The organism is Bradyrhizobium sp. USDA 4369, assembly GCF_054056435.1.
This window is the reverse complement of the sequence record NZ_JBSRYH010000001.1, coordinates 2,695,646-2,718,925: the sequence shown is the minus strand read 5'-3', so window position 1 is coordinate 2,718,925 and position 23,280 is coordinate 2,695,646. Positions and strand designations below refer to the sequence as shown.

At 64.0% G+C, this 23,280-nt stretch carries 24 protein-coding genes and 1 pseudogene; 11 read left to right on the top strand and 14 right to left on the bottom strand.

Annotation, left to right across the window (positions count from 1 at the left end):
• The first annotated feature begins 64 nt into the window (after positions 1 to 64).
• Positions 65 to 1,312, top strand: coding sequence for an ABC transporter substrate-binding protein (locus ACVIJ6_RS12340; protein ID WP_456772939.1), 1,248 nt, complete (start codon positions 65 to 67; stop codon positions 1,310 to 1,312).
• A gap of 168 nt (positions 1,313 to 1,480) precedes the next feature.
• On the opposite strand, the gene ACVIJ6_RS12335 is transcribed toward ACVIJ6_RS12340, so the two are convergent.
• The 4 genes from ACVIJ6_RS12335 to ACVIJ6_RS12320 form a co-directional block, all read right to left on the bottom strand.
• A complete protein-coding gene (locus ACVIJ6_RS12335; protein ID WP_456772938.1) occupies positions 1,481 to 2,089 on the bottom strand; it encodes an ATP-dependent Clp protease proteolytic subunit in 609 nt (202 codons plus the stop codon).
• A 43-nt stretch (positions 2,090 to 2,132) separates the two neighbouring features.
• Positions 2,133 to 2,492 (bottom strand): SRPBCC family protein, encoded by a 360-nt coding sequence (locus ACVIJ6_RS12330; RefSeq protein ID WP_456772937.1) that lies wholly within the window; start codon positions 2,490 to 2,492, stop codon positions 2,133 to 2,135.
• Entirely contained in the window at positions 2,489 to 2,803 is a 315-nt protein-coding gene (locus tag ACVIJ6_RS12325) for an ArsR/SmtB family transcription factor (protein WP_456772936.1), read from the bottom strand. The genes ACVIJ6_RS12330 and ACVIJ6_RS12325 overlap by 4 nt, the downstream gene beginning before the upstream one ends.
• 359 nt (positions 2,804 to 3,162) lie before the next feature.
• Entirely contained in the window at positions 3,163 to 3,588 is a 426-nt protein-coding gene (locus tag ACVIJ6_RS12320) for a DUF1330 domain-containing protein (RefSeq protein ID WP_456772935.1), read from the bottom strand.
• Positions 3,589 to 3,742: 154 nt separating this feature from the next.
• On the opposite strand from ACVIJ6_RS12320, the gene ACVIJ6_RS12315 reads away from it, so the two are divergent.
• On the top strand, positions 3,743 to 5,947 hold the full coding sequence (locus ACVIJ6_RS12315) for a transglycosylase domain-containing protein (protein WP_456772934.1): 2,205 nt from the start codon (positions 3,743 to 3,745) through the stop codon (positions 5,945 to 5,947).
• A gap of 40 nt (positions 5,948 to 5,987) precedes the next feature.
• Here ACVIJ6_RS12315 and ACVIJ6_RS12310 read toward each other — a convergent pair whose 3' ends face one another.
• The 5 genes from ACVIJ6_RS12310 to ACVIJ6_RS12290 form a co-directional block, all read right to left on the bottom strand.
• Positions 5,988 to 8,666, bottom strand: coding sequence for an EAL domain-containing protein (locus tag ACVIJ6_RS12310; protein ID WP_456772933.1), 2,679 nt, complete (start codon positions 8,664 to 8,666; stop codon positions 5,988 to 5,990).
• Positions 8,667 to 8,979: 313 nt separating this feature from the next.
• Complete coding sequence (locus ACVIJ6_RS12305) at positions 8,980 to 9,819, bottom strand: M48 family metallopeptidase (protein WP_456772932.1); 840 nt, start codon at positions 9,817 to 9,819, stop codon at positions 8,980 to 8,982.
• Between the two features lie 208 nt (positions 9,820 to 10,027).
• Complete coding sequence (locus ACVIJ6_RS12300; protein ID WP_456772931.1) at positions 10,028 to 11,356, bottom strand: polyhydroxyalkanoate depolymerase; 1,329 nt, start codon at positions 11,354 to 11,356, stop codon at positions 10,028 to 10,030.
• Positions 11,357 to 11,481: 125 nt separating this feature from the next.
• Positions 11,482 to 12,294: an ABC transporter permease gene (locus tag ACVIJ6_RS12295; RefSeq protein WP_456772930.1), complete on the bottom strand. Its 813-nt coding sequence runs from the start codon at positions 12,292 to 12,294 to the stop codon at positions 11,482 to 11,484.
• Positions 12,291 to 13,082 carry an ABC transporter ATP-binding protein gene (locus tag ACVIJ6_RS12290; RefSeq protein WP_456772929.1) on the bottom strand — a complete coding sequence of 264 codons (792 nt, stop codon included), beginning with the start codon at positions 13,080 to 13,082 and terminating at the stop codon, positions 12,291 to 12,293. The genes ACVIJ6_RS12295 and ACVIJ6_RS12290 overlap by 4 nt, the downstream gene beginning before the upstream one ends.
• Positions 13,083 to 13,179: 97 nt before the next feature.
• On the opposite strand from ACVIJ6_RS12290, the gene ACVIJ6_RS12285 reads away from it, so the two are divergent.
• Together ACVIJ6_RS12285 and ACVIJ6_RS12280 are read left to right on the top strand one after the other, a co-directional pair.
• A complete protein-coding gene (locus ACVIJ6_RS12285; protein WP_456772928.1) occupies positions 13,180 to 14,529 on the top strand; it encodes an ActS/PrrB/RegB family redox-sensitive histidine kinase in 1,350 nt (449 codons plus the stop codon).
• Between the two features lie 170 nt (positions 14,530 to 14,699).
• The gene (locus ACVIJ6_RS12280) at positions 14,700 to 15,254 is read left to right on the top strand and encodes an ActR/PrrA/RegA family redox response regulator transcription factor (protein ID WP_041751765.1); all 555 of its coding nucleotides are present in this window, start codon (positions 14,700 to 14,702) and stop codon (positions 15,252 to 15,254) included.
• Positions 15,255 to 15,546: 292 nt separating this feature from the next.
• Here the strand turns inward: ACVIJ6_RS12280 and ACVIJ6_RS12275 are convergent, their stop codons facing one another.
• Positions 15,547 to 16,461 (bottom strand): LysR family transcriptional regulator, encoded by a 915-nt coding sequence (locus tag ACVIJ6_RS12275; protein WP_456772927.1) that lies wholly within the window; start codon positions 16,459 to 16,461, stop codon positions 15,547 to 15,549.
• A 131-nt stretch (positions 16,462 to 16,592) separates the two neighbouring features.
• Here ACVIJ6_RS12275 and ACVIJ6_RS12270 point away from each other — a divergent pair, with 131 nt between their 5' ends.
• Positions 16,593 to 17,639 (top strand): succinylglutamate desuccinylase/aspartoacylase family protein, encoded by a 1,047-nt coding sequence (locus ACVIJ6_RS12270; RefSeq protein WP_456772926.1) that lies wholly within the window; start codon positions 16,593 to 16,595, stop codon positions 17,637 to 17,639.
• Positions 17,640 to 17,756: 117 nt separating this feature from the next.
• Entirely contained in the window at positions 17,757 to 18,683 is a 927-nt protein-coding gene (locus tag ACVIJ6_RS12265; RefSeq protein WP_456772925.1) for a pyridoxal-phosphate dependent enzyme, read from the top strand.
• Positions 18,684 to 18,848: 165 nt separating this feature from the next.
• On the opposite strand, the gene ACVIJ6_RS12260 is transcribed toward ACVIJ6_RS12265, so the two are convergent.
• The 3 genes from ACVIJ6_RS12260 to ACVIJ6_RS12250 form a co-directional block, all read right to left on the bottom strand.
• Positions 18,849 to 19,214, bottom strand: coding sequence for a hypothetical protein (locus ACVIJ6_RS12260; protein WP_041751126.1), 366 nt, complete (start codon positions 19,212 to 19,214; stop codon positions 18,849 to 18,851).
• Between the two features lie 273 nt (positions 19,215 to 19,487).
• Positions 19,488 to 19,784 carry a hypothetical protein gene (locus tag ACVIJ6_RS12255; protein ID WP_456772924.1) on the bottom strand — a complete coding sequence of 99 codons (297 nt, stop codon included), beginning with the start codon at positions 19,782 to 19,784 and terminating at the stop codon, positions 19,488 to 19,490.
• Positions 19,777 to 20,040: a hypothetical protein gene (locus ACVIJ6_RS12250; protein WP_456772923.1), complete on the bottom strand. Its 264-nt coding sequence runs from the start codon at positions 20,038 to 20,040 to the stop codon at positions 19,777 to 19,779. Before ACVIJ6_RS12250 ends, ACVIJ6_RS12255 begins: the two co-directional genes overlap by 8 nt.
• 495 nt (positions 20,041 to 20,535) lie before the next feature.
• Between ACVIJ6_RS12250 and ACVIJ6_RS12245 the strand changes: the two genes are divergently transcribed.
• From ACVIJ6_RS12245 to ACVIJ6_RS12235, 3 genes are all read left to right on the top strand, one after another.
• Positions 20,536 to 20,673 (top strand): hypothetical protein, encoded by a 138-nt coding sequence (locus ACVIJ6_RS12245; protein WP_456772922.1) that lies wholly within the window; start codon positions 20,536 to 20,538, stop codon positions 20,671 to 20,673.
• Between the two features lie 101 nt (positions 20,674 to 20,774).
• Positions 20,775 to 21,017 carry a hypothetical protein gene (locus ACVIJ6_RS12240; RefSeq protein ID WP_456772921.1) on the top strand — a complete coding sequence of 81 codons (243 nt, stop codon included), beginning with the start codon at positions 20,775 to 20,777 and terminating at the stop codon, positions 21,015 to 21,017.
• 101 nt (positions 21,018 to 21,118) lie between these two features.
• On the top strand, positions 21,119 to 21,379 hold the full coding sequence (locus ACVIJ6_RS12235) for a DUF1488 domain-containing protein (RefSeq protein ID WP_456772920.1): 261 nt from the start codon (positions 21,119 to 21,121) through the stop codon (positions 21,377 to 21,379).
• 110 nt (positions 21,380 to 21,489) lie between these two features.
• Here ACVIJ6_RS12235 and ACVIJ6_RS12230 read toward each other — a convergent pair whose 3' ends face one another.
• On the bottom strand, positions 21,490 to 21,972 hold the full coding sequence (locus tag ACVIJ6_RS12230) for an MmcB family DNA repair protein (protein WP_456772919.1): 483 nt from the start codon (positions 21,970 to 21,972) through the stop codon (positions 21,490 to 21,492).
• A 59-nt stretch (positions 21,973 to 22,031) separates the two neighbouring features.
• On the opposite strand from ACVIJ6_RS12230, the pseudogene ACVIJ6_RS12225 reads away from it, so the two are divergent.
• Positions 22,032 to 22,230, top strand: a pseudogene (locus ACVIJ6_RS12225) (trehalose synthase); the annotation flags it as partial.
• A gap of 269 nt (positions 22,231 to 22,499) precedes the next feature.
• On the top strand, positions 22,500 to 23,168 hold the full coding sequence (locus tag ACVIJ6_RS12220) for an MBL fold metallo-hydrolase (RefSeq protein ID WP_456772918.1): 669 nt from the start codon (positions 22,500 to 22,502) through the stop codon (positions 23,166 to 23,168).
• Positions 23,169 to 23,280 lie beyond the last annotated feature (112 nt).

The following is a 23,280-nucleotide window of genomic DNA, read 5'->3' as shown; positions in this document are numbered from 1 at the left end:
GTGTAGCGATGGCGACATAACAACCAAGAAGACCATCGGCCTATCTCACCGGAGGAGGACTCGCATGAGAACGTCACTGTTCGGTCTCGGCGCCAAAACATGTGCGATGGCGCTTGCTACGGCGCTTGCCGTCGCGCTGCCTGCTTCATCAGCCTTCGCCCAGAAGAAATACGACATCGGCGCCACCGACACCGAAATCAAGATCGGCCAGACCGTGCCGTTCTCCGGCCCGGCCTCGGCCTATGCCGGCATCGGCAAGACCCAGGCTGCCTATCTCAGGATGATCAACGACAAGGGCGGCATCAACGGACGCAAGCTCAACCTGATCCAGTATGACGACGCCTATTCGCCGCCCAAGGCGGTCGAGCAGGTACGCAAGCTGGTGGAAGGCGACGAGGTGCTGTTCACCTTCCAGATCATTGGCACACCGTCCAACGCCGCCGTGCAGAAATATCTCAACGGCAAGAAGGTGCCGCAACTGCTGGCCTCGACCGGCGCCTCGCGCTTCACCGACCCGCAGAACTTCCCGTGGACCATCGCCTATAATCCGAACTACCAGTCAGAGGGACGGATCTACGCGAAATACATCCTCGCCAACCACCCCAACGCCAAGATCGGCATCCTCTACCAGAACGACGATCTCGGCCGCGACTACATTGCCGGCCTGCGCAGCGGCCTCGGCGCCAAGGCGGATTCGATGATCGTCGCGGAAGCGTCGTACGAGCTTTCCGATCCGACAGTCGACTCGCAGATCGTCAAGCTGAAATCGTCGGGTGCGGATCTGCTGTACAATGCCTCAACGCCGAAATTCGCGGCGCAGGCGATCAAGAAGCTGGCCGATCTCGGCTGGAAGCCGGTGCACATCCTCGACATCAATGCCAGCCCGGTGTCGGCGACATTGAAGCCGGCCGGGCTCGACATCTCCAAGGACATCATCAGCACCAATTACGGCAAGGACCCGGCCGATCCGCAATGGAAGGACGATCCGGGCGTGAAGGCCTATTTCGAGTTCATGGACAAATACTATCCGGAGGGCGACAAGCTCAACACGGTCAACACCTATGGCTATTCGACCGCAGAGCTGCTGGTGCAGATCCTGCGCCAGTGCGGCGACGACCTGACGCGCGAAAACGTCATGCGCCAGGCCGCCAACATCAAGGGCTTCGTCCCGAGCCTGGCGCTGCCCGGCCTGTCGATCAATACCTCGCCCACCGATTTCCGCATCAACAAGCAGATGCAGATGATGCGCTTCAACGGCGAGCGCTGGGAACTGTTCGGCCCGATCATCGAGGACACGGGGGCTGCGGGGTAAGACACCCTGCTTCCGCGACAGCCGATGTCATGTCCTGCGCAGGCGGGGCATCCAGTACGCCGAGGCTTCTCGGTTGATCACAACCCTCTCGGAATACTGGGTCCCCCGCTTTCGCGGGTGACGACAACGGTTGTTTGGGCACACTTCAACGGTTCATGAGCGGCCGAATCAGCAATCGGCGCTATTCCTCTGCTTCACGACGCGGTCAATCAAGCCCCACTGCAAGGCTTCGTCGGCCGTCATGAAATGATCGCGATCCAGCGTGCGCTCGACATCCTCATAGCTCCGTCCACAATGCTCGGCATAGAGCCGGATCATCCGGCGCTTGGTCTGCTCCATCTCCCTGGCGTGGATCATGATATCGGACGCCTGTCCCTGAAAGCCGCCAAGCGGCTGATGGACGTGCAGGCTCGCATTGGGCAGCGCAGTCCGCTCACCCGGCTCGCCGGCCATGAGAAGAAACGAGCCCATCGATCGCGCCGTTCCCATGCAGAGCGTGTGCACCGGCGCCTTGACGTATTGCATCGTGTCGTACATCGCCAACCCGCTGGTCACGACGCCGCCTGGCGAATTGATGTAGAGATGGATCGGCCGCTTTGGGTTCTCAGCCTCGAGAAACAGCAGCTGCGCACAGACCAGGGCCGAGACGGTGTCGTTGACTTCGCCGTTGAGGAAGACGATCCGCTCGCGGAGCAGCCGCGAATAGATATCGAAGGATCGCTCTCCCCGGCTTGACTGCTCGATGACCATAGGGACGAGTTGCATCGTTTCGCGCATGCGCGAGCTCCCGGGTTCGGTGAGGTGTTGATGAGTTGAAACGTCAGGCCGCGCGCATCAGACAGCGCTGGTTGCTGTTCGCCGCGGGCGACGTCCGCCGCATCTGCGCCGTGACAACCAGTCCGTGGATGATTCTGAGCGTCGTGCCGCCCACGGCATTCGGCATGACCTGGAACGTCACGATGCTTTCAAGGTAGGGCGGTTCGTCGTCGCGCATCCGGTAGCGGACCTCTTCGCCGGGCGTCGAGGACACCGGCGCGGCATCGGCCAGTTCTCCTGAGGGCAGCCAGGTCTCGCGCAGCGCGGGACTACTGATGGCACGCCAGACCTTCTCCGGCGGTGCGTCGAGTTCGTAGTCGAGCACGAGAGCTTCGCCTTGCTGGTCAGCCTTGAGATCGGTCATTGGTCCATGTCCTTCAGCAAGGTTTTCAACGCATCGACCCGTGACGGCCAGTAGGCGCGATACTTCGCCAGCCAGCGCGCGATCAGCGCCAAGCCGGCCGGATCGACCTCGTAATTGACGAAACGCCCCTGTCGTTCTTCCCGCACCAGCCCGGCGTTGCGCAACACCGCGAGGTGCTGCGACATCGCCGGCTGGCTGATCGTCAATCCCTCGCGAAGGGCGCCGGCATTCATGCTGCCGGTCGCCAGCTTCTCGAAGATCGCGTATCGCGTCGGATCGGCCAAAGCCTTGAAGATTTCGCTCTCGATCATGTAAAATACATAAGCATAAACTTATGTATCGCGCAAGGCTGCTGTCACGAGGCCAGCCTGCGCTAGGAGCTACGCCATCGATCTGTCGGTCTACTAGCCCGACTGCCGCTCCACGGCCGGTGTGGTCCCAGCGAACGCAGGGACCCATAACCCCGGGGCAGGGTTTAGGGCAGGACCGGTGCAACGTGCGACCGGCCACAAGATAGATCACGCGGTATGGGTCCCGGGTCGGCGCCCGCTGACGCGTTGCGTCACCGGGCTTGCCCGGGACGACAGCGTTCTGTGATCGCCAGCTTCACGGCCGATCATCGAGGAGGCTGTCGCTGCCGAGACAGCTCGTCACCTCACCGGCAGGAGTATCACCCCGGCACCTCGCCAAAATTTTTCCCCACCGGCAGCACGGCGTGACGGATCAGGCGCGAGTCCTCCACCGCGGCCTGGCGGTGCTTCACCGCCTCGCGATAGACCGGATCGCGGATCATCTCGACGAAGGCCTGAACGGATGGGTATTCGGCGATGAAGCAATGGTCCCAGCGTTCCTCCTGCGGACCGATCAGCATCAGCTCGAAGCGGCCCTGCCAGACGATGCGGCCGCCGAGGCGCTCGAACACCGGACCGCTCTCGCGGCCATAGGCCGCATAGGCTTCGGCGCCGCTCACCTGGCGTCCGTCGGGATAGGCCGCCTCCTTGCGCAGCCGGACCAGGTTCAGCATGTGGATCGGGCCTGGGCGGTCATTTTCCCGGAACTGCGCAAACACCTCCTTGGTGGGATCGATATGCCCCATGATTATCCTCGCCTGATTGTTGTTTACCGGAACTTAACCATAACGCCGTGTTAGCGGCGCGAAACTCCTAATCGCGCGTTAAGCTCTTCCTAACTGCCCCTTAAACTCCGGACATTAACGTGGCTGGACGGCAGGTCGCGGGCTCGGGTTGCGTATGGCGCGGGGACGGAAACAGGGCGGCGGGCGCAAGGAGCCGCGATTCGGCCTTGCGGCGGCGATGGCCGATCTGCGTCTCGATCCCAAGGATCGCATCCCCGCCGGCGAAGACGCCCCGAAGAAATCGGCTGCGAAGAAAAAGCCGGTCGAGCCCGACGACCAGGACGATGTGCTGGCGCGCGAGCCCAAGGCCGCACCACCCAGACCGAAGCCGAGCCGCGGCAAATCCCGCTGGGGACTATCGCTCGGACGCATGGCCTATTGGGCGCTGGTCTGCGGCCTTTGGGGGTTGATCGCATTGGTCGGCGTCGTCGTCTGGGCCGGCGCGCATCTGCCGCCGATCCAGTCGCTGGAGATTCCCAAGCGCCCGCCGACCATCGACATCGTCGGTGTCGACGGCACCATGCTGGCACAGCGCGGCGAGATGGCCGGCGCCAATGTCGCGCTGAAAGATCTGCCGCCCTATCTGCCCAAGGCCTTCATCGCCATCGAGGACCGCCGCTTCTACCAGCATTGGGGCATTGATCCGATCGGTATCGCCCGGGCCGTCGTCGCCAACATCCTGCATCGCGGCGTGTCGCAAGGCGGCTCGACCCTGACGCAGCAGCTCGCCAAGAATCTCTTCCTGACCCAGGAACGCACGCTGGCGCGCAAGCTGCAGGAGGCCGAGCTCGCGCTGTGGCTGGAGCGCAAATATTCCAAGCGCGAGATCCTGGAACTGTATCTGAACCGCGTCTATTTCGGCTCCGGCGCCTATGGGGTCGAGGCCGCGGCACAGCGCTATTTCGGCAAGTCGGCGAAGCAGGTGACGATCGGCGAGGCCGCGATGCTCGCCGGTCTCGTCAAATCGCCGTCGCGGCTGGCGCCGAACCGCAACCCCGAGGGCGCCGCCAAACGCGCGCAGACCGTGCTCGCGGCGATGGCCGACGCCAAGTTCATCACCGATGCCCAGGCGCAGGCTCAGATCGCGCATCCGTCCGTCGCGGTGAAGCCGGCCGGCGCCGGCACCGTGAACTATGTGGCGGATTGGATCGGCGAGGTGCTCGACGACCTCGTCGGCCAGATCGAGCAGTCGATCGTGGTCGAGACCACGATCGATCCGAAGCTGCAGGCCGTTGCCGAGGCGGCCGTCATCGACGAACTCGCGGCCAAGAGCGTCAAGTTCAATGTCAGCCAGGGCGCGCTGGTGGCGATGACGCCGGATGGCGCAGTGCGCGCCATGGTCGGCGGCCGCAACTATGCGGACAGCCAGTTCAACCGCGCGGTCACGGCCAAGCGCCAACCCGGCTCGGCGTTCAAGCCATTCGTCTATCTCACCGCGATCGAGCAGGGCCTCACCCCCGACACGGTGCGCCAGGACGCGCCGCTCGATCTGAAGGGCTGGAAGCCGGAGAACTACAGCCGCGAATATTTCGGCCCGGTGACGCTGACCCAAGCCCTGGCCATGTCGCTCAACACCGTCGCGGTCCGCGTCGGCCTCGAGGTCGGACCGAAGAACGTGGTGCGGACCGCGCATCGGCTCGGCATCGCCTCGAAGCTCGATCCCAACCCGTCGATCGCGCTCGGCACGTCAGAAGTGTCGATGATCGAGCTGGTCGGCGCCTATGCGCCGTTTGCCAATGGCGGCGTCGGCGTGTCGCCGCATGTCGTGACGCGGATCAAGACGCTCGACGGCAAGCTGCTCTACATGCGCCAGAGCGAGCCGCCGGCGCAGGTGATCGAGCCGCGCAATGCCGCGATGATGAACCAGATGATGCAGGAAACGCTGATCTCGGGCACGGCCAAGAAGGCCGAGATCCCCGGCTGGGTCGCCGCCGGCAAGACCGGCACCAGCCAGGATTTCCGCGACGCCTGGTTCATCGGCTACACGGCACGCCTGGTCACCGGCGTCTGGCTCGGCAATGACGACAATTCGCCGACCAAGAAAGCGACCGGCGGTGGCCTGCCGGTCGAGGTCTGGACCCGCTTCATGCGCGCGGCGCATCAAGGCGTGCCGGTCGCGGCGCTGCCGAATGCGCAGGGCTCCGGGCTCGCGCCGACCTTAGCGCAGATCACCTCGCAGATCAGCGCGCCCTCGGCGCCGGGAGCCAATGCAGCCACCACCGCGCGGGCCGCGCCTTCGGGTCGCGGCACGACACGGCCCGAAGCGGCCGCCGGGCTCGACGGCTGGCTAGTGGACCGGTTGTTTGGTGGTCAGCGCTAGCTTGAGACCCGCCGCCGCGGCGGGCGACGGCTTGCAGCGATCAACTGGCTGCGGCGATCGCAGCAGGCGATAAGCGCTCGCCCTCGCTGACCTCGCTGACGCCGGCCGCCTGCGCCAGTGCGCGGCCGACCTGCCGCAGCATGAGGCTGGCGCGATGCGCGCTGTAGTCCAGCAGCCAGCGGCTGAACGCTCCAGCGGCCATCGGCCGCGCGAACAGGAAGCCCTGCATCGCATCGCAGCCAAGCTCGGCCAGCAGCCGCCGCTGCGGCTCGGTTTCGACGCCCTCGGCGACGACCTTGACGTCCAGGCTCTGGCCGACCCTGACCACGGCGGTCACGATCGCCCGCGTGCCCTGGTCGTTCTCGAAATCGCGCATGAAGCTGCGGTCGATCTTGAGTTCGTGGATCGGCAGCTGCGCCAGACGGCTGAGGCTGGAATAGCCGGTACCGAAATCGTCCAGCGACAGGCCCACCCCCATGTTGCGCAGCTCGCTCATGGTGGCGATCACGGTGGCGCGCTCATTGAGAATCACGCCCTCGGTGATCTCGAGCATCAGCATCTTCGCCGGCAGGTCGTTGGCAGCCAGGATCTGAGCCACCACGGCCGCCAGATTGACGTTCTGGAAGTTGATCGGCGACAGGTTCACCGAGATGCAGGGGATGTCGAGACCGGCGCGCCGCCACGACGCCATCTGCTGGCAGGCCTGCTTGATCGACCACACACCGATCTGCTCGATCAGACCGCATTCCTCGGCGAGCGGAATGAACTTGGCAGGTGAGACCTCACCCAGTACCGGATCATGCCAGCGCGCCAGCGCCTCGACGCCATGGATCGCGCCGTTTCGGGTGCAGATCTGCGGCTGATAATTCAGCGTCAGGGCCTCGCTCGCGATCGCCTCGCGCAGCGCGGTCGAGTGCATCAGCCGTTCCTCGGCGAGCTTGTCGATGTCGGCGCTGAAGAAGCGATAGGTGGCGCGCCCGGCGCGCTTGGCCTTGTACATCGCTGCATCGGCCTGCTTGATCAGGGTCTCGATGTCGGTGGCGTTGTCCGGATACAGGCTGAGCCCCATGCTCGCCGACATCGGCACCTGGCGCTTGCCGATCGTCAGCGGCATCGCCAGCGCGGCGGTGATCCGCGCCGCAGCCAGCGACGCCTCGAGGGCATCGCGGTTCTGCAGCACGATCACGAACTCGTCGCCGCCGAGCCGGCCCAGCATGTCACCGGGGCGGATCTGCGCCCGGAGACGGTTGGCGAAGGCGACCAGGAACTCGTCGCCGGCGGCATGACCCAGCGTATCGTTGACGTCCTTGAAATTGTCGGCGTCGAGGAAGGCGATCGCGAGATGGCTGCCCTCCGGACAGGCCTTGATGGCCTCGGCGATCATCGATGGGATGCGGGCGCGGTTGGGCAGGCCCGTCAGCATGTCGTGATAGGCAACCTGCGAGATCGTCGACCTGACCTCCTGCCGCTCGATGGCGAGCGCGCCGAGCTGGACGCAGGCGGCGACGATCTGCTCGTGCCAGGGGCTCGGGCCTCGGCATTCGCGGAAATAGAAGGCGAAGGTGCCGATCACCCGGCCATCCTTGCCCTGGATGGGCGTCGACCAGCAGGCGCGCAGCCCGGCGCCGAGCGGCCCAGCCTTATAGGGCTGCCAACGTGGATCGGTGTCGAGGTCGCGGGCCAGCACCGGCTCGCACAGAAAGGCTGCCGTGCCGCAGGAACCGACATCGGGACCGATCGCTACACCGTCCAGGCCAGCCGAGTAGTCCGCCGGCAGGCTCGGGCCGCCGAGCGGATGAATCCGTCCCTCCGAGTCGACATGCAGGATCGAGCAGACGACGTCGGGGGCGAGCTCTTCGACCCGGCGGCAGAGCTGGTCGGCGATGGTGGCGATCGCGATGTCGGAGGCCAAGGACGACATGATCAGCTGCTGCAGGGAGCGCAGCTGCTTGGTCTCGCGGATATCGCTGAGCAGCCCGACCAGATATTTGACCTTGCCGCGCTGGTTGCGGTGCGCCTTGACGTGGGCCGTGGTCCAGATCTCGCAACCCGCTTTGTCGTAGATCATCAGGTCGTCCTCGACGCCCCGATCATCCTCCACGCATTGCTTCAGGCGTTCGATTGTCGCGGGATCGGTACAGGGGCCGACCAGAAGAGTTTCAACCTGACGCCCGAGCACCTCCGCGCTGCTGTAGCCGAAGATGCTGCAGAAGGCCGCGTTGGTATAGAGGATCTTCAACTCATGGTCGGTGACGATGACGGCGCGGTTGCTGCGGTCGGCGACCGAGGTCAGCAGCGCGTTGCGCTCGCGCAGCTGGACGTCCGACGTCACGTCACGCAGCAGCAGCAGCGACTGGATCGGCGCGTGGTCGGACGGGAGATCGCGCACGATGGCACGCACCCGGCTGCGGGAGCCATCCGCGTGGCGGAGCATCATCTCACGGCCGGCATCGCCCGCCTCTGCCGCGTGTGGCGCATCTGCAGGCGCCTCGGCCTCGCCCTCCGTCATTGCCGGAAGCTGGTCTGCCGGCAGGCCGAGACTATCGAGATCGGCGCCGATCAGGTCCTTGAGGTCACGTCGCAACAAGGCAACCGCCGCCTGGTTGGCGTGATGGACACGGCCCTCTGCGTCGAGAAAGAGAATCGCCTCGGAGACACGGTCGAGCGCGGCCGAAAGCAGGTTCGCAGATGCGGCCGGTGGGAACTCGCTTGCAAGCATCGTTCGATTCGGGGCGCGCTGCACGTTTTGGGAGAAACGATCTGCGCTTTGGTTGCAGGAAAAACTCCCGGCGCCTGGCTGGGACGTCACCGTGGGCTGATGGTGTCAAATCTGACGAGCACAGCGTTACAGCCACGTTAAGGCGGCCTGGCATTCGGCCCGATCTTGAGCTCGCGCCGTCGGCACGCTTAAGAATTCGATAGCCGGGGTCGGCATTCCACATCGATTAATCGGAGGCACAAAAGCGAAATGGCCCGGATCAGAGGCCGGGCCATTCACAATGATCAATCGGCAATTCGCAGAACCGTTGGCGTCAATCGTCGACGCCGTAACGGTGCAGATCATTACCGCAGGTGTCGAGCCACTTCTTCGCACGGTCGACCGAGGAGCAGATCTTGCCACAGACCTTCCAGAACCGCGGCGAGTGGTTCATCTCCACGAGATGCGCGACCTCGTGGGCGGCGAGGTAGTCGAGCACGAAGGCCGGCGCCAGGATCAGGCGCCAGGAGAATGACAGCGAGCCGGCCGAGGTGCAGCTTCCCCAGCGGCTCGACTGGTCGCGGATCGACAGCCGCTTCACCTTGACGCCGAGCTGTTCGGCATAGGCGTCAGCCGCCTTCTGCAGGTCGCGGCGGGCCTCGCGCTTGAGGAAGTCGAGCACACGGCGCTCGGTGTGCTCGATCGCACCGGCCACACACAGGATCTTCTCACCGCTGTCGCGGGTCTCGGTCCAGACCGTGCCGCGCTCGCCCGCGCGGTGAACGATCTTGTGTGGCACGCCGCGCAGCGGCACCAGCGTGCCCGGCAGGAACGGCGCCGCCTTGGGCAGACGACCGAGACGCGCCGCGATCCACGCACCGTGTCGTTGCGCGAAGTCTTTCGCTTCGACAATGGTGCCACGCGGCGGCATCGTCAGGATCGCTTCGCGATCCGACGGATGAATTCTCAGGGTATAACGTCGCGCACGACGGTGACGCCGCAATCTAATCGAGTAGATTTGCGAGCCATGCTTGACGAGAAGACGCGAAGGTTCGGCGGGCCGCCGATAGAGTAGCGCGCGAGTGGCCATTTCTGTCAGTCCGGGAGGGAAGAACTCGCCCGGATTTTGCCATATCCACCGCCAGGGAAATCGGTCGGCGCAAAAACAAATCATTTGCCCAACATACAGGGGGCCCGCCGGTTCCGCCCCCTAGCCGTTGGGGCTCGCGCGCCGCGCATGAGATGAATTCAGATTCAAGAGCGTCGCTCAAGCAGCGACGCCACATTCACTGCTTGAGTCAGTCTGGAAATCAGGTTTCCGACATCTCTTCAAGGAGTTACCGCGCAGCCGGATTCGGATGCGCGGTGAACGTTGTTGTCGCTTATTCAGCCGCAATGGCGAGCAGCGACTTCGGATCGGCTGCCGACAGCATGAAATCGTTGATGCGGGGCACGATCTCCGACTTGAATCGCGAGCCATTGAACACGCCGTAATGTCCGACACCCGGCTGCACGTAGTGAACCCGACGATGATCAGGGATCGACGAGCACAAACCATGCGTCGCTTCGGTCTGGCCGAGACCGGAGATGTCGTCCTTCTCTCCTTCCACCGTCATCAGCGCGACGCGCGTCACCTTCGACGGGTCGACGAGCACGCCACGATGCGTCATCTCGCCCTTCGGCAGCGCGTGGCGGATGAACACCGTCTCCACTGTCTGCAAATAATATTCCGCAGCCAGATCCATGACGGCGAGGTACTCGTCGTAGAAATCGCGATGCTTGTCGACCTGGTCGCCGTCACCCTTCACGAGGTTGGCGAACAGCGCCTTGTGAGCGTCGACATGGCGGTCGAGGTTCATGCTGATGAACCCGTTCAGCTGCAGGAAGCCCGGATAGACGTCACGCATCACGCCGGGATGCGGGAACGGCACTTTGGTGATAACGTGGTTGCGGAACCAGTCGATGCCGCGCTCCTGTGCGAGATTGTTCACCGCCGTTGGATTGCGCCGCGTATCGATCGGCCCGCCCATCAAGGTCATCGAGATCGGCGCGAACGGATCACGCTCGGCCTCCATGACGGACACCGCCGCCAGCACCGGCACCGCCGGCTGGCATACCGCCATCACGTGCATGTTGGTGCCGAGGAAGCGCAGCATCTCGATGACGTAATCGATGTAATCGTCGAGATCGAAGCGGCCTTCGGCCAGCGGCACCATCCGCGCATCCGCCCAGTCGGTAATATAGACCTCATGGGTCGGCAGGAACGCCTCCACCGTGCCACGCAGCAGGGTCGCGTAATGGCCGGACATCGGCGCCACGATCAGGAGCCGCGGCTGCGGCTCGCGCAGCGGGCGGGTCAGCTTGCGGTCGAAATAGAGCAGACGACAGAACGGCTTTTCCCAGATGGACCTGACCTCGACCGGGGTCCTGATGCCATTCACCTCGGTCTCGTCGAGGCCCCATTCGGGCTTGCCGTAGCGGCGCGTGGTGCGTTCGAACAGTTCGCAGGCCGCGGCGATCGACTTGCCCATCTCGGTATGCGCCCAGGGATTGAGCGGATTCTGAAACAGGATCTTGGCGGCATCCGTGACAGCGCGCGCCGGATTGAGCGAGGCATGCGCCATTTCGTACATCCAGTACATCGGCGTCGTCAGGACAGGACTGCCTTCCGACGCCAGGGGCGGCGCACCGCCAAACTCACCTATCGGCATTCTCGTTCAACCCTCTCTGCAACGCAGCATACTGCCGAATGCGTAATTAAGCGTCAATGCGGTGTTGTACGAGTTGGCGCCTCAAAGCAGCGAAATGAGCCCGAAAATCCACGGGAAAAAGCAAATTATTCACCGGATGACAGCAGCGAGCCGGCACGGCGCGCGCTGCGCAAAAGGGCAATGAATGCCGCAAACGACGCCAATAGCAGGGCGGCATTGAGCCCGAGCGCGGTCAGCATCAGGTCGGAGCGGAAGACGTGATCGGAGAGCAGCGCGCGCATGCCTTCGAACACGTAGGTCGGCGGGAGCGACCAGGCGACCCACTGCAGCCAATGCGGCAGCACTTGCACCGGATAATACACGCAGGTCAGCGGCATCAGCGCAAACATCAGGGTCCAGACGATGCTCTCGGCGCCGAGCCCGTTGCGCAGCACCAGGCCCGACACGAAGATGCCGACCGCCCAAGAGGTGAAGATCAGGTTGCAGAAGAACGCGATTAGCGGCAGGCCGAGGCTGTAGAAGTTGAAATCGAAGAACCAGACCGCGATCAGGGTCATCGGGATGATGCCGATGGCGAGCCGGATCAGGCTCATGGTCATCAGCGCCAGCAGGAATTCGACCGGGGTCAGCGGGCTCATCATCAGATTGCCGATGTTGCGCGCCCACATCTCCTCGAGGAAGGAGATCGAGAAGCCGAGTTGGCCGCGGAACAGGATGTCCCACAGGATCACGGCGCCGATCAGCGTGCCGCCGGCCCTGGCGAAGAACCCGGCATTGCTGGCGATATAGGTCTGCAGGAAGCCCCAGGTGATGATCTGCAGGGTCGGCCAGTACATCAGCTCCAGGAGCCGCGGCCAGGACGACAGCAGGAGATACCAATAGCGCAGGACCATTGCGCCGATGCGATGCGGGGCAATGTGTAAGGAGAGGTCGTTCATTGCGCCGCCTCCCGGTCGCGGCCGCGGGCGACGTCGAGGAAGACCTCCTCGAGCGTCGAGCGGTTGTAGCGCACCATGATCCCGGCCGGGCTGTCGTCGTCCTCGATGCGGCCGCGCTTCATGATGATGACGCGATCGCAGAGACGCTCGACCTCGAGCATGTTGTGCGACGCGAGCAGGATGGTGGCGCCACGGCGCTGACGGTAGCGCTCGAGATGGCCCCGGACCCAATCCGCAGTGTCGGGGTCGAGCGAGGCCGTCGGCTCGTCCAGCAGCAGCAGCTCGGGGTCGTTGATCAGCGCCTTGGCCAAGGCCACGCGGGTCTTTTGCCCCGCGGACAGCTTGCCGCTGGCCCGATCGATGAAGTCGGTCAGGTCGAGCTGCGACGCAAGCTCGGCGATGCGTTCCTTCAGATGATCGACCGCGTAGAGCCGGCCGAAGATGGTGAGGTTCTGGCGCACCGTAAGCCGCATCGGCATGTCGACATAGGGGCTCTCGAAATTCATCCGCCCCAGCACGGCCGCGCTCTCCTCCGGCATGCTGTGACCGAGCACCTCGACCTGCCCCGAGGTCGGCTGCACCAGCCCCATGATCATCGCGATCGTGGTGGTCTTGCCGGCGCCGTTGCCGCCCAGCAATCCGGTGATGCTGCCGCGGCGGATCGCAAAGGAGATGCCGTCGACCGCCGTCGCGGTCTTGTAGATCTTGGTTAGCCGCGCCACGGCGATCGCTGGCGAAGCGGGACCAGAAGCCGAGGCTGGAGGCAATGCTGCGTCATCTTGCGTCATGTCGGGAGTTCATTGAGGCATTGTGCCGCAAACCGCAACAGGCCACCAACGGCCGGTCCGATTTGTCGCCGCACATGCGCGGCATTAAGTTCCCACCATGACCGACACGCTGATCATCGACACGCCCGACACCGACTATCGCCATCCGCGGCAGCGCGTCCGGCTCGACACCATTCTGCGGCTGCGCTGGCTGGCGGCCCTTGGGCAGCTGAGCGCGATCTTCATCGTCGTACAGGGGCTGGAATTTGACCTGCCGGTGGTGCCCTGCCTCGCGGTGATCAGCGTGTCCGCGCTGCTCAATCTCGGCCTGCAGATCGCCTTCAACCCGATGCAGCTATTGGAGCCGGCGCATGCCGGCGGCCTGCTCGCGCTCAACATCATCGAGCTGACGGTGCTGCTCTATCTGACCGGCGGGCTGGAGAACCCGTTCTCCTACATGTTCCTGGCACCGGTGCTGATCTCGGCGACCGCCCTGCCCGTACGCTTGACGATCACGCTCGGCCTGCTCGCGGTCGCCTGCGCCACCGCCCTGTTCTTCATGCATCTGCCGCTGCCCTGGGAGGGCGAGGAGCCGCTGATCTTCCCGCCGATCTACCTGTTCGGCGTCTGGCTCTCGATCGCGCTCGCGATCGGCGTCACCAGCCTGTACGCGTTCCAGGTCACCGAAGAGGCGCGCAAGCTGTCGAACGCGCTCGCCGCCACCGAGCTGGTGCTGGCGCGCGAGCAGCATCTTACCCAGCTGGACGGGCTCGCGGCGGCCGCCGCGCATGAGCTCGGCACGCCGCTCGCCACCATCGTGCTGATCTCGCGCGAGCTGGAGCGGGCGCTGCAGGACAACAGCCAGGTGACCTCGGACATCAAGACGCTGCGCGAGCAAGCCCAGCGTTGCCGTGACATTCTCGGCAAGATCACGCAGCTGTCATCCACGGGATCGATGTTCGACCGCATGAAGCTGTCGACCCTGATCGAGGAGACGGTGGCGCCGCACCGCGATTTCGGCGTGGACATCAAGGTTCGCGTCGCGGTGACTGCGACCAGGGAGCCGGTCGGCACCCGCAACCCGGCGATCCTCTATGGCGTTGGCAATATCCTGGAAAATGCCGTCGACTTCGCGCGCGATTCCGTCGAGGTCAACGCCTGGTGGAACAACGAGACGGTCGAGCTCGTGATCTCGGACGACGGCCCCGGCTTCGCGCCAGACATCCTCAAGCGAATCGGCGAGCCCTATCTGTCCCGTCGGCGCAGCACAGAGGACGCCCAAGGGGGCAACCAGGCCGGCGGCCTGGGTCTCGGCGTCTTCATCGCCCGCACCCTGCTGGAGCGCACCGGCGCAAAGGTCTCGTTTACCAATCGCACCTTCCCGGACCATGGCGCCGTGGTCCAGATCGTATGGCCCCGCCGGCGCTTCGAGGCCAGCGAGGACGGCGATCAGACGGAGCCGGAATAGCGCCGTCCGCGCCAAACCGATGCATCGCGGCTGGCATACAGAACATCACGATGCGCGGCGTCACGCCGCAGACTGCGGCAAGGCGCGATCTTGGCAGCGCCTGCCCGGCAAACCATATGATGCTGGAACAGATCGTCTCGCAACATCGAGCCTTCTCGAGGAATATGACCGTGGGCGCCATCGCCGAACTGACGAACCACCCGGACCGCTCTCTTCTGATCGTCGAGGACGACAAGCCGTTCCTGGAGCGGCTGTCGCGCGCCATGGAGAGCCGCGGCTTTACCGTCACGTCCTGCGATAGCGTGGCCGAGGGCATTTCGCAGATTGGCAAGGCCGCCCCTGCCTTCGCGGTCGTCGACCTCCGACTGGGCGATGGCAACGGCCTCGACGTGGTCTCGGCGCTGAAGCGCAAGCGCCCCGACGCCCGCGCCATCGTGCTGACCGGCTATGGCAACATCGCAACCGCCGTCACCGCGGTGAAAATGGGCGCCGTGGACTATCTCGCCAAGCCGGCCGATGCCGACGACGTCGTGGCCGCGCTGCTGGCGACCACCAGCGAGAAGTCCGAACTGCCGCAGAACCCGATGTCGGCCGACCGCGTGCGCTGGGAACACATCCAGCGCATCTACGAGATGTGCAACCGCAACGTCTCGGAAACGGCGCGCCGGCTCAACATGCACCGCCGGACCCTGCAGCGCATCCTCGCCAAGCGCGCGCCGAAATAAGCCCTCCGTCTGGCTCTCCGACTGCGGCGCAGCGGAAACCGCGCCGTAGATCTATACCCCGACGGCTCGCCATCGAGCTGCCGACAGGCCTCTTCCCTTCACCCGCGCTGCATCCATCCAACACCGCGCGCAAGCAACACGCACCGGCGGCATCTGCCGCATGACGGGTTGATCAATAATCGAATATCGGTGCCTATTCGGAGCGTCGCCGAAGAGGGATGCGGAGCGCACGCAGAACAGGGGGCAGATGATGTCGCGCTCTCGTCTCAACCGCTTCCGCGCAGCCCCCCGATCAATGATCATCGGGTGGCAATGGATGCTCGAATGCTCGGACGAGCTCCAACAATAGTGGATCGCGATTATCGGCGCTCCAAACCAACTGAAGCTCGAACGGAATATCGAGTTCGGGAACCTTGCGCAGCACAATTTCGCTCTGATGATATCGCGCAAAGGTTTCTGGTACGATAGCGAAGCCCAGTCCGGCAGCGACCAGTCCAAGCAGTGTGGCGCTATCGGACGCAGTCGCGGCGCTTTCGGCCGGCTCGATGCCGGCCTGCGCGAATTTCCGCATCAACGAATCGTAATGCGCTGGCGATCTGTCTCGTGGAAAAGTCAGAAACGTCTGCCCGGAGAAGTCTCGCAGGCGAAGGTCGCGACTGGACGCGAGTGAGGATTTGCGGGGGATGGCAATCGCCATTTTTTCGGTGTGGATCACAATACCGCGCAGGGAGGGGTCCTGCGGCGAACGCCACGCGAGGCACCCGGCATCCAGCCGACCGCACTTGATCAGGTCGAGCTGTTCCCCGGAAAGGCACGAGACGAACTCAAATCTTATCTCACGCTGGTTCGAGGCAAGACCCGACACTGCCCCAGTGATTCCCGGCAGCCAACCGTAGCCGGGGATGACACCAATTCTGAGCCGCCCGATCGTGCCAGCAAATGCCTGCGCCACTTCGGATCTCATCTGATCGGCCTGTGCGATCAACACGCGCGCCCGAACTTCCAGCTCGCGGCCGAAGCGGGTCAGACTGACGCCACGCGACAGACGATTGAACAGCCTTGCCCCCATCTCGGCTTCCATCGTCGAAATCTGACGTGACAAAGCCGGCTGGGCGATGTTCAGGACCCGAGCCGCTGCGGCCACACTCCGATGGTCCGCAACACACAGAAAGAAGCGCAGCTGTCTTAGCTCCACTGATATACCCATTCAGCATGGATCGATATCCGAACATAGTATTTGTCGAAATTCAGCGTCCATTCGATTGTTGCTTCGTCACAAAAATAGAGGACGATCGGATGCTGAATGCGCATAGGTCCATCTCTGGGACGTCGGCTCCTATGCCGCTGCGTGACCGCAGCATACCCCACGTCCCGGCATCGAACGGGAACTGCAAAACCTATTTCTCTGACGTCGATCTCGACGAACCGGGGCGCAGTGTCGGCTTCCTCTATATTCCTCAGTCACCTGACCATGATGCATGGGGCACGGTCCGCATTCCGCTCGCCGTGGTCGCCAACGGCACCGGACCAACGGTCATCGTCGAGGCCGGCAATCACGGCGACGAGTACGAGGGGCAGATTATTGTTGGAGAGCTGATACGCTCGCTCGCCCCCTCCCAGGTTCAGGGTCGCTTGATTCTTGTTCCCTCCGTCAACATCCCGGCATCGACGGCAGGCAAGCGAACTTCGCCGGATGATGGGCTGAATCTCAATCGTGTTTTTCCTGGCGATCACGCTGGGTCGATCACCCAGCAGATCGCCGCCTTCTTCAGCGACGAGCTGCTCTCACGCGCCGACGCCTTCCTCAGTCTGCATTCCGGCGGGAGCTCGCTCGACATTGTGCCAAGCGCCCTCGTTCAACCGGCGCAGGACCCTTTGCAACAGCAGCGCAATCTCGACTCCGTCCTTGCCTTTGGCGCGTCCATCAACGTGCAGCTCGATAACCTTGGCGACACGAGGACCTGCGTCGCTTCCGCTGTTGCGGCTGGACTGACTTGCGTCAGCACGGAAATGGCAGGCCGCGGGACGGTCGATCGTGATGCTCTCGCGCTTTGCCGCCGAGGCGTTTTCAACGTTCTGCAGCATTGGGGCGTGTTCGATTCCGGACTGGATCTCCCCCGACCGGAGTCGCGCACCCTTCATCGGGTACTGGGGCCGCAATCCTACGTCATCGCCGGAGAGGATGGCGTCTTTGAGGGTCTGCACCATCCCGGTGAGCCCGTCTGCGCCGGTGAAACCGCCGGACGCATCCATTTCCTGACCGATCCGCGCAAGCCGCCAGTTGTACTCACCTACAATGCCGACGGTATCGTCTTCGCCCGCCGACAGCCGGGGCGAGTGCGGCCAGGCAACGTCTGCGCAGTCGTCGCTACGCCCGACAGCTGATCGAGCAGTGACCTGAGCTTGAGCACGCACCGAGCAGAGGGCGGGCGGATCGCAACAAGAGACGGTGGAGATCCACCGAGCAACGTACCCTCCGCAGTCTATGGACATAAGCGTATCATGATGATTCATCGGCAAACGCCGCTGGTACAGGCCCTCAGCCTTTCCGTAAACCTGGGCAAGGACATCCATCTGAAGATGGAAGCCGTCCAACCCACCGGCTCGTTCAAGGCGCGCGGAGTTGGCCACGCCTGCATGGTGCACCGAAACCGGGGCGCGCGCCGCTTCGTGTCCTCCTCCGGAGGCAATGCGGGCTTGGCGGTCGCCCATGCCGGCCGCAAACTTGGAATACCGGTCGTCGTGGTCGTACCGAGCACGACGTCCGAGCGCGCCAAGACGATGATCGGGCTCGAAAGGGCGGAGATCGTCGTCCACGGCTCGTCCTGGACCGAGGCGAACGAATGCGCGCTCTCGATGCTCTCTCAAACCGATGCCTTCATCCATCCTTTCGACGATCCGCTGCTCTGGACGGGTCACGCAACCCTCGTCGATGAACTGCGCGCCGAAGGCGAGAAACCAGATACCATCGTCCTCTCGGTTGGTGGAGGTGGCCTCCTCTGCGGTGTCGCCGAAGGGCTGGATCGCAACGGCTGGGGCGATGTTCCGATCGTCGCGGTCGAAACACGCGGCGCCGACTCTTTTGCTCAGGCGGTTGCGGCCGGTCAGCCGATCACACTCGCGAGGATAGACAGCATCGCGACGTCGCTCGGAGCCAAGACGGTCTGTCACCGGGCGCTGGAGGTGGCGCAGTCCCATCGGATTGAATCCGTCGTCGTCTCGGATGCCGAAGCGGTCGAAGCCTGTCTACGGCTGATGGACGACCACCGCGTGGTCGTAGAGCCAGCATGCGGCGCTTCGCTCGCCGCGCTGACACAGTCGAGGACTGTGTTGCAAAGCGCCGGACGTATCGTCGTCATCGTGTGCGGTGGGGTCGGCGCCAGCGCTGAAGACCTCTTACGCTGGCGCGTGAGCTTTGCTGGCGAGTAGCCGTCTCCGGCTGCCGCAGAGGCTCATGTCCCGAGATGAGGATCCGGATGAGACAGACCCGTCGCGCGCTCATTCCGATCGGCGCGCAACCGCGAAATCCTGCTCTTACTGCCAACAGCGCAAGGCCCGATCCTTGATCGCACCATCGTCCGTTCGCGGGACGGATCAATGCGACTTCACGAACGCCTGCAGCGCATGAAAGACCGTGCGCCGCTGGTTGCGGCTGCACCAATTGCGCATCCAGCTGTCGACCTCGGTGAGATCGAGCTTGATCTGCATGCCTTCATCGCCGCGCGCGGCGTTGACGGCCGAGATGTAGCCCATCATCCATTGCTGATATTTCGAAATGCTGTTGACATAGGGCCCGTCGGCATTGCCGATCGCCTTGTAGGTGCCGGGCGGCTGTTCCTCGGCGGCCGCGATGAACCGCTCGCAGGAGTCGGAGCCCACGCCGAGGACATAAAACGCGACTTCCTCCGCGCGAACGTTGGTCGCGAAGAGCAGTGCCAGCGCCAAGACCACCCTTCGCATCTGCCGTCCTGTCTGAACCCCCGGGTCTGAATACCGGTCAAGCCTTAATAAGGTGGCGACATGTTGCGCCCCATGCAGGGCAATTGTCGGGCAGAACCGGGAAAATGGCCCGAGCCGGCGTTCAATCACCTCTGTCGCAACGCTGTAATAGTCCCGGATCGATCCGCCAGGAATCTTTCAGAGGCCCTGACGGTACCATCCTCCTGCAACACCTTCGGCGCGGGCCGGCAGCCGGCCGCGGATGGCCGGACAGGCAACATGACGCCGTTGCGGTCAGTCCTCTCCGCTCAGCCGGGAAAAATCGGCGAGAACGGAGGCGATCAGCTCGCGATGTCTCGTATCGTGTTCCGAAAGGCTCGCGGCGTAGATGTTGAGGAGATAGCGTGCCTTTGCCGCCGCTTCCGGCCAGGACGCCGCTGCATTCGCCAGCAGATGCCCTTCGAGCGCGGCCTGCCGCTGGCGCAACTCCTGCGCATGACTTTCCGCCTCCGCGAGCGCACGGCGCAGGTCCACCGCCTTCTGCTCACTCATGCCGCGATGACGGTCGAGATCGAGCGGCTCGTCAGACATCCGATGCACTCGCATCGACACGCTGCGCAGCGGCAAGATCCGCCGAGCTGATCGACAGCATCTCCATGGCGGCGCTGTGTGCGGCCGGAACGATGATCATCGTGGCCACCCGACGGTAGGCCGCAAAGGACAGTCCCTCGATCATCTCATCGTCCGTGACCACCTCATAGGTGCCCTCAGGCAGGAGACGCTCGATGGTCCTGATGCGGAATGGATGGTTGAAGGTGACGAATTCGCGCTGCGAGCGGATGCTCATCTGCGCCTGCCTTTCAGAGGCCCCGTCGTGGTAACCCCGAAGCCTCGGGAAGCATGCGCCTTGCCGCGCCCAATAGCCACCGCTTTCTCATCGGCCACGAAGGCGTGAGCAGCAGGCCGGAGGTCGTACTCGGCTTGCGGCGCTTTGGTCCTCGCTATTACATCGGCCCGGGTGTACGGTGAGCAATCACCGTAATTTCGACGGCATTCACCGGTGACCGAGGGTCGCGCGCACTCCCGCCGCAACATGCGAAGGGTGTCCTATGTCGCGATTTCGTCTGAGCGACTGGATCGTCCGCCCGTCATTGTTCCGCTTCTGCTGCTCGTGCTCGCGGCTGCCGTACTGCATTCGTAGAACAGACCACCGCGCGCCTGTCGGCAACCGGTGGAACGGCGGCCACCCGGCCGATGATCAGCGACGCCGCGCCTGCAGCATCGACGCGGCGCCCTCGTCCGACACGTTGAACCAGTTCCACCCCGAGCCGAGGAGACCGACATGGCCAAAGGTCAGCAAAAAGGCAATCGCGAAGCCAAGAAGCCCAAAAAGGAGAAGCCCAAGTCCATCGCCGCAGCGCCGAGCCAGAAGACCGGAGGCTGGCAGCCGGATTTCTCTGGCGACAAGAAGAAGCGCTAACGCATTTCTGCCGCGCATCGACCTGGACGGCGCCCACGCAACGCCGCACGCAATTCACTGACGATGCGGTCGATCGTTCTCGATAGTTCAAAGGACAGACCATGGCGCGCGAAACGATCTATGTCGTCCAGGCCTTCAGTACCGGCCGGGGCGGACGCGCCAAGGCCGAGACGCCGATCGCCTGCAAGACGGAAGCAAGCGCGCTCCGGACCGCGGAACGACTGGTGTCGAGCAAGGCAGGCGTCGTCGCCTTCTCATCGTCGGGCGATCCCGACATGGGCGACTACGACGATGAGCCCAAGGTCTTCTTCCGCCACGGCTCGCTGCCGTCCGCGTTCGATTGAGATGCGCAACCCCTTTGTCGCCGGCGACCACTGCCGTGCGACGCCCCCTGGATGACGTCCGGCCTCTCCGCGGCGCCATCCGAACCTGATTGGTCACACACATGATTGAGTTCCCAAACCACAGCCGCTCCTACGACCGCACACGGCGGGCCGTACGCTTCTGGGGCTATGACAGCGCGATGGAAGCCTCGTTCTTCGTCGATGAAGGCGCGCTGCGACGCCTTCAGCCCGACACCCGTCCGGACGAGTCGGGCTTTCTGACCGCGTTCGATTCCCACCGCGATCGCATCTGTGCCGCCGCCGCCAAGGTCTATGTCCGTGGCAGCCGGGGCTCGTACGATCTGCTCGCCGCCCATTTCTGACGGCGATCTCCGGCTTATCGATTCCGCCGGATGCTGTCGTACGGCCTTGCGTCGCATGGTAAGAGGAACGCAGCTTGCCGCGCGTCTCGAACCATAAGCCCCCGGATGGACTAAGCCTCCGCGTGGCCCTGCGGGTCGATCAACCGGTTCATCCGATGCGCCGCGGCGAGCGCGAAGCGGACAGTCATCAGTTTGCGCGTCGGCGCCGGCAGTTTGTGCTCGGGCGCCTCGCACTGCAGATGGGCGCCATAAGCGTCCGCCACGATCAGCCCGGTGCTTTTCGGAAACAGCTCGCAGGGCAGGTCCTGCGTGAAGGCGAAGAACAGTCGGTCGCAATGGGCGCGATAATCCTCCCATTTGTGGTCGGCGCGTAGATCGTCGAGTGACGATTTGATCTCGACGATCCAGATCTCGCCGCGCTCGTTGAGCGCCACCAGATCGGCGCGGCGTCCCGAAGGCAGAGGCAATTCGCTGATCGTGGCAAAGCCCAGCGATCGCAACAGACGCGACGTGCCGCGCGCGATGGCGAGCGCCGTCTCCGATTGGCGGCGGTCGATGGGAACGAGGCTGATCCGGGCGGCTGACGACTCCATGGATCAAGGATAGCCGATTCTGGCCGCAGCCCAAGCGCGCCATCGGCGCGGAACCGGACCCCTGCGCCGCCCTTTCGCTTATCAAGCGGCCACCGCCTCAGGTGGCGCAACGGGGCCTATTCCCGCAATCACGACGAGCTCGATTTCGGACGTCTCACCAAGCCGCAGCGCGAGGCGGTGTTCGCGGCGTTCGGGCAGGACAAGAGCATGCAGCTGTACGATCGCCGCATCGAGCTCGCCTACAGCCTGATATTCACGAAGACGCGGCCGCGGCAGCGAGGTCGCCGACCCCGTCGCCGTCACTGTCCTGAAACGAGCGCGGATAGATCTGGTAGAAGATCCCCTCGCACCACCACGCGCCCTGCTCCGCCATTTCGACCGCTTTCTGCTCTTGACCTTGCGGCCCAACGCCGGAACCGGCGGCGGGTTCACAAGCTGCCGTGTCGGCATCCCGACGCGCGGCTCAAGCCGTCGCGAGCCGACGTTTTTCGCTTGGCGCATTGCAAAAAATCGGCATGCTGGGCGCCATGAGCGAAGCAAACCAGGGCAAGGCGAAGGCCGGCGCGATGATCGTGCCGGTCACGCCATTCGAGCAGAACTGCACCATCCTGTGGTGCGAGACGACCAAGAAGGCGATCGTGATCGATCCCGGCGGTGACGTGCCGAACATCCAGGCGGCGATCGCGCAGGCCAAGGTCACCGTCGAGAAGATCTGGCTGACGCATGGCCATATCGATCATGTCGGCGGCGCCGCCGATCTGCGCGACGCACTGAAGGTGCCGATCGAGGGCCCGCATATCGCCGACAAGTTCTTGCTCGACAATGTCGTCGCCAGCGGCGCCCGTTTCGGGATCACGGGGGTGCGCGACGTCACGCCGGACCGCTGGCTGGAGGAAGGCGACACCGTCGAGATCGGCGAGCTCGTCTTCGACATCCTGCATTGCCCCGGACATTCGCCGGGCAGCGTCGTGTTCTTCAACAAGGCCATGCGCTTTGCTCATGTCGGGGACGTCTTATTCAACGGCTCTGTCGGCCGGACTGATCTGCCCGGCGGCAGTCATGAGACGCTGATCAGCTCGATCAAGGACAAGCTGCTGCCGCTCGGCGACGATGTCGGATTCATCTGCGGCCATGGCGCCGGCTCGAGCTTCGGCCAGGAGCGGATGACCAACCCGTTCCTGACGGGGATGGCCTGACGCTTGGCTGAATGACGGCAGCTCAGGGTCGGGTCGTCTGCCTCCCACGAACGGAGATCTGAAATAGAGGTCGCGGCCAGCTTTTCGGCTAACCGCGACTGATCCGTGGCCT

Coding starts and splice junctions, on each gene's coding strand:
- ACVIJ6_RS12250 (WP_456772923.1), bottom strand. CDS start 20,040: ATGAGCATCCGCTCGCAGCGCGAATTCGTCACCTTCAACCATCCATTC.
- ACVIJ6_RS12220 (WP_456772918.1), top strand. CDS start 22,500: ATGAGCGAAGCAAACCAGGGCAAGGCGAAGGCCGGCGCGATGATCGTG.
- ACVIJ6_RS12340 (WP_456772939.1), top strand. CDS start 65: ATGAGAACGTCACTGTTCGGTCTCGGCGCCAAAACATGTGCGATGGCG.
- ACVIJ6_RS12285 (WP_456772928.1), top strand. CDS start 13,180: ATGACCGACACGCTGATCATCGACACGCCCGACACCGACTATCGCCAT.
- ACVIJ6_RS12330 (WP_456772937.1), bottom strand. CDS start 2,492: ATGACCGATCTCAAGGCTGACCAGCAAGGCGAAGCTCTCGTGCTCGAC.
- ACVIJ6_RS12310 (WP_456772933.1), bottom strand. CDS start 8,666: ATGCTTGCAAGCGAGTTCCCACCGGCCGCATCTGCGAACCTGCTTTCG.
- ACVIJ6_RS12300 (WP_456772931.1), bottom strand. CDS start 11,356: ATGCCGATAGGTGAGTTTGGCGGTGCGCCGCCCCTGGCGTCGGAAGGC.
- ACVIJ6_RS12320 (WP_456772935.1), bottom strand. CDS start 3,588: ATGGGGCATATCGATCCCACCAAGGAGGTGTTTGCGCAGTTCCGGGAA.
- ACVIJ6_RS12265 (WP_456772925.1), top strand. CDS start 17,757: ATGATGATTCATCGGCAAACGCCGCTGGTACAGGCCCTCAGCCTTTCC.
- ACVIJ6_RS12240 (WP_456772921.1), top strand. CDS start 20,775: ATGGCGCGCGAAACGATCTATGTCGTCCAGGCCTTCAGTACCGGCCGG.
- ACVIJ6_RS12245 (WP_456772922.1), top strand. CDS start 20,536: ATGGCCAAAGGTCAGCAAAAAGGCAATCGCGAAGCCAAGAAGCCCAAA.
- ACVIJ6_RS12325 (WP_456772936.1), bottom strand. CDS start 2,803: ATGATCGAGAGCGAAATCTTCAAGGCTTTGGCCGATCCGACGCGATAC.
- ACVIJ6_RS12260 (WP_041751126.1), bottom strand. CDS start 19,214: ATGCGAAGGGTGGTCTTGGCGCTGGCACTGCTCTTCGCGACCAACGTT.
- ACVIJ6_RS12335 (WP_456772938.1), bottom strand. CDS start 2,089: ATGCGCGAAACGATGCAACTCGTCCCTATGGTCATCGAGCAGTCAAGC.
- ACVIJ6_RS12315 (WP_456772934.1), top strand. CDS start 3,743: ATGGCGCGGGGACGGAAACAGGGCGGCGGGCGCAAGGAGCCGCGATTC.
- ACVIJ6_RS12270 (WP_456772926.1), top strand. CDS start 16,593: ATGCCGCTGCGTGACCGCAGCATACCCCACGTCCCGGCATCGAACGGG.
- ACVIJ6_RS12290 (WP_456772929.1), bottom strand. CDS start 13,082: ATGACGCAAGATGACGCAGCATTGCCTCCAGCCTCGGCTTCTGGTCCC.
- ACVIJ6_RS12305 (WP_456772932.1), bottom strand. CDS start 9,819: ATGATTTGTTTTTGCGCCGACCGATTTCCCTGGCGGTGGATATGGCAA.
- ACVIJ6_RS12230 (WP_456772919.1), bottom strand. CDS start 21,972: ATGGAGTCGTCAGCCGCCCGGATCAGCCTCGTTCCCATCGACCGCCGC.
- ACVIJ6_RS12275 (WP_456772927.1), bottom strand. CDS start 16,461: ATGGGTATATCAGTGGAGCTAAGACAGCTGCGCTTCTTTCTGTGTGTT.
- ACVIJ6_RS12235 (WP_456772920.1), top strand. CDS start 21,119: ATGATTGAGTTCCCAAACCACAGCCGCTCCTACGACCGCACACGGCGG.
- ACVIJ6_RS12255 (WP_456772924.1), bottom strand. CDS start 19,784: ATGTCTGACGAGCCGCTCGATCTCGACCGTCATCGCGGCATGAGTGAG.
- ACVIJ6_RS12295 (WP_456772930.1), bottom strand. CDS start 12,294: ATGAACGACCTCTCCTTACACATTGCCCCGCATCGCATCGGCGCAATG.